The 12261-nt window shown below is 40.1% G+C and carries 17 protein-coding genes, 1 tRNA gene and 1 pseudogene; 1 reads left to right on the top strand and 18 read right to left on the bottom strand.

All coding sequences use genetic code 11. From position 1 onward, the window contains the following. Nucleotides 1–125: 125 nt before the first annotated feature. From rpsB to ACUVXA_RS01385, 9 genes are all read right to left on the bottom strand, one after another. The gene (gene rpsB / locus ACUVXA_RS01425; RefSeq protein WP_445869443.1) at nucleotides 126–734 is read right to left on the bottom strand and encodes a 30S ribosomal protein S2; all 609 of its coding nucleotides are present in this window, start codon (nucleotides 732–734) and stop codon (nucleotides 126–128) included. 72 nt (nucleotides 735–806) lie between these two features. Then, nucleotides 807–1007, bottom strand: coding sequence for a DNA-directed RNA polymerase subunit N (locus ACUVXA_RS01420; RefSeq protein ID WP_445869442.1), 201 nt, complete (start codon nucleotides 1005–1007; stop codon nucleotides 807–809). A gap of 150 nt (nucleotides 1008–1157) precedes the next feature. Beyond that, the gene (locus ACUVXA_RS01415) at nucleotides 1158–1613 is read right to left on the bottom strand and encodes a 30S ribosomal protein S9 (RefSeq protein WP_445869441.1); all 456 of its coding nucleotides are present in this window, start codon (nucleotides 1611–1613) and stop codon (nucleotides 1158–1160) included. Then, on the bottom strand, nucleotides 1592–2161 hold the full coding sequence (locus ACUVXA_RS01410) for a 50S ribosomal protein L13 (protein WP_445869440.1): 570 nt from the start codon (nucleotides 2159–2161) through the stop codon (nucleotides 1592–1594). Before ACUVXA_RS01410 ends, ACUVXA_RS01415 begins: the two co-directional genes overlap by 22 nt. 13 nt (nucleotides 2162–2174) lie before the next feature. After that, on the bottom strand, nucleotides 2175–2540 hold the full coding sequence (locus tag ACUVXA_RS01405; protein WP_445869439.1) for a 50S ribosomal protein L18e: 366 nt from the start codon (nucleotides 2538–2540) through the stop codon (nucleotides 2175–2177). Nucleotides 2541–2583: 43 nt separating this feature from the next. Continuing rightward, nucleotides 2584–3387, bottom strand: a complete 804-nt coding sequence (locus tag ACUVXA_RS01400; RefSeq protein ID WP_445869438.1) for a DNA-directed RNA polymerase subunit D — start codon at nucleotides 3385–3387, stop codon at nucleotides 2584–2586. A 147-nt stretch (nucleotides 3388–3534) separates the two neighbouring features. Continuing rightward, nucleotides 3535–3936, bottom strand: coding sequence for a 30S ribosomal protein S11 (locus ACUVXA_RS01395; RefSeq protein WP_445869437.1), 402 nt, complete (start codon nucleotides 3934–3936; stop codon nucleotides 3535–3537). 30 nt (nucleotides 3937–3966) lie between these two features. Then, the gene (locus ACUVXA_RS01390; RefSeq protein ID WP_445869436.1) at nucleotides 3967–4494 is read right to left on the bottom strand and encodes a 30S ribosomal protein S4; all 528 of its coding nucleotides are present in this window, start codon (nucleotides 4492–4494) and stop codon (nucleotides 3967–3969) included. A 17-nt stretch (nucleotides 4495–4511) separates the two neighbouring features. After that, nucleotides 4512–4964, bottom strand: a complete 453-nt coding sequence (locus ACUVXA_RS01385) for a 30S ribosomal protein S13 (protein WP_445869435.1) — start codon at nucleotides 4962–4964, stop codon at nucleotides 4512–4514. A 214-nt stretch (nucleotides 4965–5178) separates the two neighbouring features. On the opposite strand from ACUVXA_RS01385, the gene ACUVXA_RS01380 reads away from it, so the two are divergent. Continuing rightward, a tRNA-Ser gene (locus ACUVXA_RS01380) sits at nucleotides 5179–5352 on the top strand. A 38-nt stretch (nucleotides 5353–5390) separates the two neighbouring features. On the opposite strand, the pseudogene ACUVXA_RS01375 reads toward ACUVXA_RS01380, so the two are convergent. From ACUVXA_RS01375 to ACUVXA_RS01335, 9 genes and pseudogenes are all read right to left on the bottom strand, one after another. Further along, nucleotides 5391–6436: pseudogene (locus tag ACUVXA_RS01375) on the bottom strand (RNA-guided pseudouridylation complex pseudouridine synthase subunit Cbf5). A gap of 89 nt (nucleotides 6437–6525) precedes the next feature. After that, the gene (locus ACUVXA_RS01370; RefSeq protein ID WP_445869434.1) at nucleotides 6526–6807 is read right to left on the bottom strand and encodes a 50S ribosomal protein L14e; all 282 of its coding nucleotides are present in this window, start codon (nucleotides 6805–6807) and stop codon (nucleotides 6526–6528) included. Nucleotides 6808–6870: 63 nt separating this feature from the next. Next, nucleotides 6871–7413, bottom strand: a complete 543-nt coding sequence (gene cmk / locus ACUVXA_RS01365) for a (d)CMP kinase (protein WP_445869433.1) — start codon at nucleotides 7411–7413, stop codon at nucleotides 6871–6873. Then, entirely contained in the window at nucleotides 7413–7679 is a 267-nt protein-coding gene (locus ACUVXA_RS01360; protein WP_445869432.1) for a 50S ribosomal protein L34e, read from the bottom strand. The genes cmk and ACUVXA_RS01360 overlap by 1 nt, the downstream gene beginning before the upstream one ends. A 12-nt stretch (nucleotides 7680–7691) precedes the next feature. Then, complete coding sequence (locus tag ACUVXA_RS01355; RefSeq protein WP_445869431.1) at nucleotides 7692–8375, bottom strand: EMC3/TMCO1 family protein; 684 nt, start codon at nucleotides 8373–8375, stop codon at nucleotides 7692–7694. 27 nt (nucleotides 8376–8402) lie between these two features. After that, nucleotides 8403–9005: an adenylate kinase gene (locus tag ACUVXA_RS01350; RefSeq protein ID WP_445869430.1), complete on the bottom strand. Its 603-nt coding sequence runs from the start codon at nucleotides 9003–9005 to the stop codon at nucleotides 8403–8405. 14 nt (nucleotides 9006–9019) lie between these two features. Beyond that, entirely contained in the window at nucleotides 9020–10705 is a 1686-nt protein-coding gene (gene secY, locus ACUVXA_RS01345; protein WP_445869429.1) for a preprotein translocase subunit SecY, read from the bottom strand. Nucleotides 10706–10938: 233 nt separating this feature from the next. After that, complete coding sequence (locus tag ACUVXA_RS01340; protein ID WP_445869428.1) at nucleotides 10939–11370, bottom strand: uL15 family ribosomal protein; 432 nt, start codon at nucleotides 11368–11370, stop codon at nucleotides 10939–10941. Nucleotides 11371–11581: 211 nt separating this feature from the next. Then, a complete protein-coding gene (locus tag ACUVXA_RS01335; RefSeq protein ID WP_445869427.1) occupies nucleotides 11582–12100 on the bottom strand; it encodes an Hsp20/alpha crystallin family protein in 519 nt (172 codons plus the stop codon). Nucleotides 12101–12261: the final 161 nt, after the last annotated feature.

Below are 12261 nucleotides of genomic sequence, written 5' to 3'. Positions count from 1 at the left end.
CTTTTCCTGGCGCTGAAGCTGTGATCATGCTTAATTCACCTATCGGTCAGCATATAGAAAACCTCTTTATAATTAACCTAATTTATTTCTGGTTTAACGCTTATATGGCTTAACTATTGCCACAGTTACTTTTTAACTATGGCCTCAAATTCTTCCACAGAAACCGGTATTTCTCCATCAGGCGGAATTTCTCCTCTCTCTCTAAGAACTTGCTGTGCTAATAACCAGTATATAAGAGAGAGAGCCCTTCTCCCCTTATTATTGGTTGGAATAACCAGATCAATATTCGAAGTGGAATTATCCGTGTCGCACAACGCAACAACAGGGATTAGAGCTTTTGCAGCTTCATCCAACGCCTGTGAATCCGCTCGAGGATCAGTGAGCATTATGATATCTGGCTCAATATATCTATTCAAAGAAGGGTTTGTGAAAGTCCCAGGAATAAATCTTCCTGCAATTGTGTGTGCGCGAATTATGCTGCTGAATTTTCGTGCGGGTCTTTGACCATATTGTCTAGCAGACACCACAGCTATTCTTGATGAATCGAATCTTGCTAGAAAACGGCCAGCGGTTCTTATTCTCTCATCCGTTTTTCTAATATCAAGAACATACAGGCCATCTGATCTTACCCGATAGATAAAAGGTTCCATACTTCTTGTTTTAACCTGTGTTCCAATGTGGATTCCTGCAGCAAGATACTTATCTAAAGGAATTAATAGTTCTGGCTCGGACATTATTTTACACGCTCTAAATTCTGAGTGGATGAATGGTCTGTCAAATAACTTTTAGACCTAAAAATTTTTGGGTTAGGTGTGCTGACTAAAGGGAAGTATATCATCTATCAAATTAACATGACTTAGCATCATACGTCTACAACAGTAGCGTATAATATCTAGGCTTGTTAACACGGCGTCTGGGGGCTCACCCTGTCTTACTCTCCGGATAAACTCTTCCCATTTATCAGCAACCAACTTACCGCATGTAAAGCATCTTATGGGTATTATCATAATACTATTCTCCATCAAACATTAAAAACAAGGCCCAATTTTTTCTACCATACGATTTAATATACGACTGAAGACATAAACATTTTTTGTATTTCTAAATAAATTATAAGTAATAATCATATTGAGCCTCTTTATTCAAGATACAATCTATTACCTGTAACTCTTTTGTTCTTTTGCACGGGCGCCTCTTCCACCTGGTTTCTTCGTTTCCTTTCGTCTCGGATCAGAAACAAGAATTTTTCGATCATACTCTAAAAGCTTTTGTCTTACTTGAGGTTCATCAAAATATTGGGTTAAGGCCTTTGCAATAGTGGTTCTAGCTGCTTCTGCTTGACTTGATATTCCTCCACCTTTCACTGTAACGTCTATGTCCACTTTGTCATAAAGATCGGAGCCTACCAAAATTAAGGGTTCTAATATCTTTTGACGAGCTAAAAGCGGTTGTATTAGCTTGACCGGTGTTTTATTTACTTTTATTCTTCCTGTACCAGGTTTTAGAACCGCTCTTGCTATTGCGTTCTTTCTTTTTCCGCTAGTTAGTATCACTACCTTTTTACTCACTATTAAACCTCCAAAGCCAAATTCTAATCTAGAGGCGAAAACCATCCTACTTCATTAGAAAGTGTTTCTACCGTGATGTACTTGATATCTGATTTTTTAATATCTGCGTCAGAAATGGTCTGTGCAGGAATTTGATTCAAATATTCGGGTAAGCCTATATAAACTCTGAGACGCTTAAAGGCCGCTTTTCCCTTAGGCTTCTTCCATGGAAGCATGCCGCGAATAGTACGTTTAACTATTCGATCAGGTCTGCGATAATGAAAAGGACCTTTCCAGGGAGCTGTATGTGTTCTAATGTTTAGTTTTGATTTGTATCTTGACACAATAGCGTTCCTATTACCAGTTATTACTGTTTTCTCAGCATTAATAACAGCCACTCTTTCACCTCGTAGAAGACGCGCAGCAACCACACTAGCCAACCTTCCAAGGATAAGGTTAGTAGCGTCAATAACCACCAGGCCATCAGTAGGAAAGGAATTTTTAATTTTCTTTTTCCTCCGTTCCTTCTTGATTTCTTCTAATTTCGCCTCTGTCTCCTCTTCTTCTGATGGCGATTCCAACTCTTCTTTAGATTCTTTTGCTTTTTTTGGCATTTTACCCACTCTCTCATTTGATTATTTTTACTTTACTGCCCGAAGGATTTCTCTTCATCAGTTCTCGAATAGTTACGCATTCCCCTCCAGATTTTTTAGTCTTGTTCACTGCTTCTTCTGAAAAAGTTAGCGCCGCAATAATAACCTTGTGTTCTAATTCACCTGAACCCAAAACCTTTCCAGGCACCAAGATTATATCATCATTAACCGTATATCTGTTAATTTTAGATAAGTTTACAGAAGCCCTATTCCTTCTAGGTTTTCTTAACTCATCTGAAACTCTTTTCCATAAACTACACTTTTCTGATTTAGATTTTTTATCAAGTTCTATTACCAATTTCCAATCTTCAGGATTCGTTGGTCCAGTTGGTTTGGGCAAGATTAAACCTCCGATTTATCTATATTCGATTTTTAAATATTTACTAAGTTTCTGAGACAAGAAGTGATTGAAGTTCTTTCACTTTTTTCGAGAGTATGTCAACTGCTTTTACCACTATTTCCTCTGGAGTGAGTGACCCAGTTGACTCGATGTTAAATATAAACGAGGTGTCATCTGAATCAACATGGATAGCGTCGAATTCACATTCTTCTTCACACGCCTTGCATAATGAACAGTTGAAGACATCTTTTATCATAATTGATTTATTTTTAAGATCCAAAATTCCTTTGGGGCAAATTTCTACGCAATCCCCACAAGCTTCACACTTGTCCCCTTCCAGACGTACAATTGGCTTGTATTTATAGGCACATGTAGATACCGGTTGATATTTTGCATGGCTCTTACCTTGACCAAGAGAAGCGTAAGCTTCGAGTACAATACGTTGCCCGCGTGCCAATCGAACAATAGGGATTTTATCACTAACAGGAATCACCAAGGGATCCTGAGATTTTAATTCTCTCGAATAAACTATCACCCCCTCTTCCTCAGCTTCCCTCTCCAGAGTGAAGGTTAATTGACACTTTGTGCACCCAGCTCCCTTACAATCACATTCTTCGGGCAAAGTGTAATTATCTAAATCAGTTTTGAGGGGAATAAGACCTAAACGATGTGCAAGAATTTCATCAAACAGTGCAGAAGTATTCTCTATAATAATGACCTCATCAATGGCCATAGTCGGCACTTCTGCTAAAATGATGCGCCGTAAAGCATTAGTGAAAGCTACACTAGAGTTCTCAAGCATGAATTTTAGATTATTTTCATTTCTGGAGATTATTCGAACGTTCATAATTACACCAACGAGCTAATTTAACCGAATTAATTTAGTAAAAATTATCTTTATAAACATCATCAAACAAAATATGAAAAAATTATATAAAAATTGCTTCTCTCGCGTCTTCCCTAAAAAGGGTAAAGATACAGTTATAATATATTTTTATACTCTACGACCACGTCTCCCTCCTGGTCTGCGCGTACCATCATGTGGATGCGGTGTTACCTCCTCTATTCTTCCAATTCTCAATCCTGCTCTTGCTAATGCACGTATCGCCGCCTGAGCCCCGGGACCAGGAGTTTTAGGCCCATGCCCGCCAGGCGCCCTAACATATATGTGTATTGCAGTGATACCTTTATCAATAGCAACTTGAGCCGCCCTATAAGCTGCTTGCATGGCCGCATATGGAGAAGATTCATCCCTATCAGCCTTTACAATCATACCTCCAGAAAATCTTGCAATCGTTTCAGCACCCGAAATATCTGTAATATGAACAATGGTATCATTATAAGAAGAATATATACGAGCAATGCCCCAATGCGTTTTTTTAGATTTTTCACTCAATTTTATTCACCTATTTTAAAACGATTACTATTATTCCTCAACACTTGTTTGAATCCGTTCAGGATGATTCGGATCACTTAACGGCGAAGAAGAAGCAAAAGAGATTAGTTCCTCTTCTTCTCCAGGGACTAAATATCCTGGGGATGTTACACGCCTCCCATCTACAGCTATATGCCCATGTGTTATTAATTGCCTTGCATGGTAAATAGATGTTGATAACCCATGCTTGTGAACTAAGGTCTGTAATCTCCTATTCAGTAAATCCTCAATGGCTAATAAAAGCACATCGTCCAATGAAGCATCAAGAGGCAAGATTCCCAAACGATGAAGTCTACCCACTAACAAGCTCCTCGCTTTTTCCTCTTCCTCCTCCGGAAGGGCAAGACAACGTCTTGCCTGATTTCTAAAACCTCTGAGCATAGTGTTTGCACGCCAAATCTCTCTCTTATTCCTCAAACCATACTTGCCCACGAGGATTAATTCGTTGTGTATTCTATCCTTCTGCCAAGGATGTCTCGGAGTCCTAAACTTCTTTTTCTGTCTCTTAGGATCACCCATTTAAATCCCTCAAAAGCCTAACTCTTTTTTCTTCTTACTCCAACTGTTTGGCCCTTACGACCTGTAGTCTTGGTGCGTTGTCCTCTCACCTTAAGACCAAGAGCATGCCTTATGCCTTTGAAACTCTTCGTTTTCCTCATAGTGTCAATATCACTCTTAACGCTCAAAGTCAAATCAGAGCCAACAATGTGAATATTGGTTCCAGAATCAGCATCTTTTTGACGATTAACCATCCAACTGGGAATACCAAATTTCACAGGATCAGCTAAAACCTCTTCGACCTTCTTAACATCTTGATCCGAAACAAAACCCATCCTAATATCAGGATCCAAATCAGTTACCTTGAGGATAGCCTCCGCTAGCCTAATATTCACGCCCTTAATTTCCGTTAAGGCATAACGGAACTTTTTAGAACCGTCCAAATCAGTACCGGCAACCCGAACAAGATAACGATAACTTTCCGACGACAACTATAAACACTCCTTACACTAAGCAATAAGGAAACAACAAAACATCAAAATAAACTTTACGTACAAAATGCACAAAAATTTGACAACATAAGAGTAAAATTCATAAAAAAATACGCATAAAAATGACACACTGAAAACAAATAAATACACAAAAGCTTCTAAACTAGAGAATAACTAACACTTATTGTAAAAATTGCCCGAGCTATAATCAGTAGCAGGGGTAGCCAAGTGGATCACGCCAAACGCGTACAAAAACGGCGCAGATAATCTACAAATGTAGGTAGCGTAAGCCTGGAGAACTTTCTAGGAAGCCTGTGATCCAATTGGATCGCGTGGGTTCGAAAGGTGGTGGGAAATGCCCGCTTCCTCGAGCGTCCCACCCCCTGCGCTACTTTATTTTTAAAGCTAGGTTTTTAACGTAGTTTTTTAATCTTTTTCTTCTCTGTTGTGTTTTTTCCATAGTGGAGGGTAGGTTCCTGGTTCCATTAGGACGCGGTTTATTTCTACTGCGATTCCATGGTTTGAGGAGTGTATCTCTTCGCTAGTCATTCTTGCTTTTCCTATTGCTACGGCTTCGTTTTTGAGTGTAAAGACTGCAGCAAGGTTTCCGGTTTGTATTTCGCTTTCTAGTTTTACTATCCCGGGAACTGTTAGGTTGGCGCCATGGCAGATAGAGTCTACAGCTGAGTCGCGTATGTATATTTTGGGTAGGTGCTCTAGTGCGTTTTCCATTGGTTGTATTACTTTTCTTAGGAGGGATTCATCTCCTTCTTCTTTCCAGAAGTGGTATGCGTCAACAACGTCGTATAGGTTTGAAAGGGTGTCTTCTTTAAAAGGCCCGGTTCGGGTGCGTCTAAGTTCTCTCATGTGCGCTCCGCAACCCAAAACTTCACCAATATCATGGCAGAGTTTTCTCATGTAGGTGCCTGCCTCGCATCCAACGCGGAGAAGCCCATTTCTTTCCTCGATCTCTGTTAATTCTATATAGTATATTTCTCTAATTCTCAGTCTTCTTTTAACGGAGGAACGGAGGGGAGGGCGTTGGTATATTTGTCCCACGAATTCGTTTACGACCTTACTGAATTTTTCTTCAGCTACGTCGCCGTGAAGTCGAATGACGCAAACATATTCTTTCCCTGCGGGAAGAAGGGTTTGAACGACTTTTGTTGCAGATTCCAGGGCTACGGGAAGCACCCCGGTTACTTTGGGATTTCACCATTCCCCATATTTTTCTTGAGGAACTCTAGTGTCCCAGCGTGCCCCGCTTTTTTTATCTCTAGAATTTTTTTGACCCAGCTAACTACCTCATGTGAGGTCGGCCCCGGCGGCTTATCAACATTGATTATACCCCTTTGTATGTATTCTTCTATTGGACGCTCGTTGGGCGAGGTCCCATATTTTGGATCAGAAACTACGCTAACCTTTTCAATTAATTCCCTTTTTTTGTCACTCGGCAAAAACCGTCCAACCATTAAACTATCCCCACTAATAATTTTTTTAATTATTCCTCTTGAAATTGAAATAAAAAGAGTAAGGATGATAACAATTAATTTCTAATTTTCTAAATAGTTATTTTTACTTTTTCCTTCATCAAATCTAGCAAGCCGGCTTTTTCAAGCGCTTCAGTGACCTCTCTGTCTTCGGCTCCCCGTTTAATCTCAATTTTATCCCGTGTAATTTCAAGATGTTTTATATTCGATTTGCGTCTTCTAACCTTATTTACGTTGGGCGGACCGGTTATTAAGACATGGTTTTTATCGATTATTTCTATAATTACGCATCTTTTGCCGGCTTCCCTTCCTGATATTTTCACACAAATTTTTCCAGGTTCAATTACAGCCATTTTTCATAAACCTCCAGTCGCTCTTGAGTCTTCCTCCCAGGTCACCCTAGTAGGCTCACTCTCTTAGGAGGACGAGGTAATATATTCTTCTACAATAGTCTTTAAAATCTTTACTACAGAGTTCAGGGACCATAATTCAGTGTTTATTATTATGTCAAAAACTGAGTGATCATCAACATCAATATTATAAATTTTTTTAAATCTCTCTTTCTCACTCAGCTCTCGCTTGAGAGTCTCTTCAAGAGATTCCTTATACGTTTTATGGTCTCTTTCAGCTAATCTTTTAACTCTCACCTCTAATGGGGCCGTTAGTAATATCTTAATATCAGCATACTCTCTTGCTTTCCAAGCACTTAAACGAGCGTCAATAACTACGTTTCCTTCTTTTGCAGCTCGAACAGTTTCCCCGTCAATCTCACGGTCAATTTCCGGATTTTTCTCAACATAGGAACTAAATTCTTCCAGAGTCATACCTTTTTCTCTGGCTAAAAGACGGAAAATTTCTCCCGAAGAAATATATTTTAAATTAAGAGTTTGAGCTAAAAGCTTAGCACAAGCAGATTTACCCACTCCGTGCTCGCCGCTAATAGTTAAGACAATACCCACTACTCGCTGCCCCTAACACTACTCTTGTAAAATAATTTTAAACATTTGGAACAGAGGTATCCGCCGTAAGGTCTTTCCGGTCGTCGCTGGGTTTTTGATTTTAAATTGGAAGTGCTTTGACTCCAGCTTCCTGGAAGGTGTGCCCCACAGGAAGCGCAAACCGGTTTATTAGCCTTCCTTCTGCTATAATGGGTAACTAGCTTTCCACCCGGTGTTCTAACTTTCCTTCTTATCATAGATCTAGATCGGTACCTTGGACTAGGCAACTCATCACCATCCTAAGTTTCAATGTTTACTCCAAACAGGCGCTGGAAAATACCCGCGAAAGCAAAGTTACTAATAATATACCACCAAATAAAATAGACTCCGAACCCAGGAATAAATGAAAAAGCATCCGCAGCAGCAGGAATATTAACCCCCATAAATAAGAGAGCAAACAACTGAATATCAGGGGGTACTGCAAAAAGGTAAATACCAGGCCAACAACTAACTCCGCCTAAAAGCCAAATCAACCAATTGAAGTCCAAGTATTGCGGCCCAACCATTCCTCCCAACATTCCAAATGGAATACCCGGAATACGTCCTAAGTTAATTGGAAGCACTGCAACAATGGATGGAACCATGCGTTCCATTCCGGGAAAACCATAGAAACCATATAGGTAGTAGAATAGTGCCATAAAGGGTATCATGTAGATAAGAGTAGGCTTGAAGCGTGAAGACGCTTGTTCCCTCTGGATTCTGTCAATAAACTTCTTTTTCCTCTCTAATTTCAATATCAGTTTTTGGTTATTCTCCTCTTTCGCCTTAGCCATTGCTTCCCGCCATTTCCTAATCTCCCGGCTATATCTACGAAGTTTAGCTACCGGTAAAACTATCCTATTAACCGCACTTGCAGTAATACTGAGCAAAAGGGAAGCCCCAAGAACAACCCACATTGATTCAGGAGGACTGTAAATACCCATTTAACCACCATCCATAATGCTATAATTCTATCTTTTAAATGCCTTAAATAATTTAACTGTTTCAGCAGCAGCTTCTTCAGCCTTTCCATCATGATTCATAATTATCTTAACAGTAGACCCAGTAATTTCGGCGCAGGCTATGGCAGCTGACCTACATAACTGTTGGTGCAAATCTATATCCTTTACAGATTCGAGGTCCCGGTTCCTAGCCGCGTCCCTGCTGCGTCTACCCGCGATCTCTTCTGGGAAAGCCTCCACCAATATAAAGAGGTTAGGGCAAAGAGCCTCTGCAACCCATATAGGAATACCAGGCAGAAACCCCTCCGGTGTCTTAATCAGCATATGCGTGTCCACAATCACAATCTTGTTCTTCGCCATACCCGCTATTTTCTCAGCTGCCAGACGCTGTACCTCACGCTGCACCTCAGATGGTAAATTTCTCATCTGATCCCGATTCTCCACTAAGCCCTTGGACTTGGCCTCCTCAAACATTACCGTCCCATAATTCACTAACAAAACCTCATCGGATCCTGAAGCCCGAGCAGCCTCCAGTGAAGCGTCGAGAACAGTGGTTTTACCAACACCGGGAATACCAGTCACAATGAATATTCTACCCTTTCTTTCAGCCAACACAAGCGCCTCCCTTACCCCATACCCAGCAACCCTCTCAAAGCAGGATTCATAGTGGCAAGCTGCTCCTGCGCGATAATTTGATAGTACTGATAAATAATACCCACAGTTAACAGCACACCAACACCTGTACCCAAGGCACCGACAAAATTAGCCAGAGCCGCCAAAACACCAACGCCCAAACCACCAAGAATCGTAACCACAGGAATATATCTGTCCAGTATCTTCTCCACTATCTTCGGCGACCGCCTAAATCCCGGCACCATCATACCTGCAGCAATAAGCTGCTTCGCAATATCACGAGAACTCAATCCCGACACATCAATCCAAATGTAGGCAAAAAGCCCACAGAAACCCGAAAATAGCAAAAGATAAATACCAGCCCTTACCGGATCAGCGAAAACAGAGGGCAAACCAGCGGGTGTTGTAAGATAATATACTAGACCACCATACGGCGTAAGCTGCCCTTGAGCACCCCAAGAAGGAATAAACTGTCCAATAATATTGGCTATAGGATTAAGGTTCCAACCCACATTATACTGCGCAATCCAATTAACCTGAGCCAACCAGCTAGAACTACCCGGAGCCAGCGCCAAAAAAGGATATATTGATTGAAACCCAAAATTGGGATTAGTCCAAAGAACCTGAGCCAACAACAGAGCATTCGCATAAAGCGCCCAAACCAGAATAATAGGAATATTCGAAGTATAAAAGAACTTAATCGGATAACGCCCCCTAAAACCACGATAACGCGCATACTGAAGCGGAATCTCAACTCTCACAGACTCAATATACACAACAACCAGAAACGTAATAAACGCCGCAATCAAACCAATCAAATCCGGCTGACCATACCCCCTCATAAACAGATGCCAAATATCCGCATGAGGATACATAAGACTAAAAATAAAACCTTGCTGAGCCCACGCTGAAGCATAAGGAAGCCCCTCAATAAAGTACGTAAAATCCGTCGCACCCGTAGGAGGGATAAATATCCTAAACTGGCTTATAGTCTGCTGAAACACGGTATAAGCATAACTGAAGGGAAAAGTTAAGGTCTGAATAAGCGCAATAATGATACCACTAGCCAAGTAGTCATAAGGACTAGTAGCCGTGTTAAAACAACCAAAAAATATCGCACCCGCAACATTCGTAGCAATAAACAAACTCACACCACTACCAAGACCCCAACCCTTCTGAATAGTCTCATCCATCAAAATCAACAAAGTCCCCGCAACACTCAACTGGATAAAAACCAACATCATCTGATTAAAAGTAAGCTGACCATAAGCACCCGAAAGAATATAAATACCAGCCTGAACCACCGTAACCAGAAAAGCCAAAACCTTCTGAGTCCCAGTAAACAAAGCACGATCCTCAGGATTACCATAATCCATCTCAATCAAACGACTACCAACAAGCAACTGCATAATCAAACCAGCAGTCACAATCGGACCAATACCCAACTCCATCAAAGTACCACGACTCGACGCCAATATGGTCCGCATCCAGAACAAATAGTCGAAGCCAGCTTGGGTTTGTATTCCGTATAGTGGTATGTTGGACATCACTAAGAATATGAGTAGTATTATTCCGGTCCATAGTATTTTTTCTCTGAATGATACTGTTCGCTGGGGTACTCTGATTTCGGGGAATATTTTTATTAGTGGTCTGAAGGTGTTTAGGAATATTCCTGCCATCTTGTTTCAGCCTTGATTTTGGTTTGTTTGTGTTTTGTTGTTTGTTTTTTGACTTGCTATGTTTATTTGCATTTCTTTATATTTTTTGCTGTTGAACTTTAAGGTTTGTATTATTTGTGTTTTTTAAATATTAAAATATTTTATTTGTTCTGTGTTTTGTTTTATTTTGTTTTTTTGGGAGTTGAATTTTTTTAAAATGGAAAATTTAGTTTGTTTTTGGGAGTTTTTTATTTTTATTTTTGAGGTGTGATGGTTTTTCCGCCTGCTTTTTCTATTTTTTGTTTTGCTTTTTCGCTGAAGGTTTCTGCTTTTACTATGATGGGGGTTGTTATTTTGCCGGCTCCAAGTACTTTGGTGTATCCGTGTTTGTGGAGGTCTATTACTAGCATTTTTTCTCGTTTTTCTGTGGATAGTTTTTCAGCGTTTTGGTCTATTTGGCCTACGTTGATTGTTTGGTGTTTTGTTACTATTCTCTCGTATCTGGTGAACCCGTGTTTTCCGAAGTAGTTTGGTTGATATTTGAGGGTTCGTACCCAGTGGTGTTTGTGTCCTCCGGTTTTTCCTCTGCCGCCTCTCTGGCCTTTACTTCTGTGTCCTCCTATTTGTCCGTAGCCATGGGTTCTGGAGCCCCGCATTTTTCTGACTTTTTTTCTTCTTCTTATCACTGTCATCACACGCTTTCTAATCTAGTGTTGTGTGTTGTTGTAGTTGCATTAAGCTTGGCGTCTTTATATTTTTTGCTACTAGATAGTTACATGGGTTCAAAAAAATAGTGTTTTTAATAGTTTTTATGGTATTTGAAGTTTTAAAAAGGTTATAAAATGAGTATGTTTTTTGAATTTATTTTTGGGTGGATTATGGCTTTGGTTTATTTAGTTAGGCTTTTTGGGCTCTTATTTCTAGTACTCGGTTTTTGTAGCTGGATTCTACTGTTTTGGGGTTTATTTTGCAGGGCATTGGTATTTCTTTGTTGAATTTTTTCATGTTGGCGTTGACCCAGATGTAGATGGTGTTTTTTGTGGCGTCAACTTTTATGTCGTCTTTTCTTACGCCGGGAATTTCGGCTACTACGATTATTTCTTTTCCCTCGTCGAAGATGTCTACTAGAGGTTCCTCTTCTTTTTGTTGTTCAATTTCTATGGTGGGTTTGAATGGGGTTTCACCTTTTCCGAGGGGTTTGATTTGAGGCTTGCCGTCTGGGCCGATTGTTACTGAGAATCCGTAGAACATGGGTGGGGGGTTTTTTAGGAATTCTTCTGGATTTCGGAACATTTTTTCTGGGTCTTTGAAAAGTTGCCGCATCATTTCTTCTATTATTTCTTGGAATTGTTCGAAGTTTTCAAATATGTCCCAGAATGGGTTGCGGCGCTTTCTTTTTTTATCATCGTCTACCAAGTATTAAGCCTCCTACTAAACGTCTTACAACCGTGGTATAATAATCTATCGAAAGCATTCATAAAATAAGTGAAATGGGATTTCTTCGATTTTTTATTGTATATAGTTACTCAAGTTTTGCGGTTTATAAGTAAGATATTAGTTTCTCTTTGTGTCTTATA

Source organism: Candidatus Jordarchaeum sp. (assembly GCF_052745115.1).
Note: the sequence above shows the minus strand (reverse complement) of the source record. Positions and strands in the feature narration are given on the sequence as shown.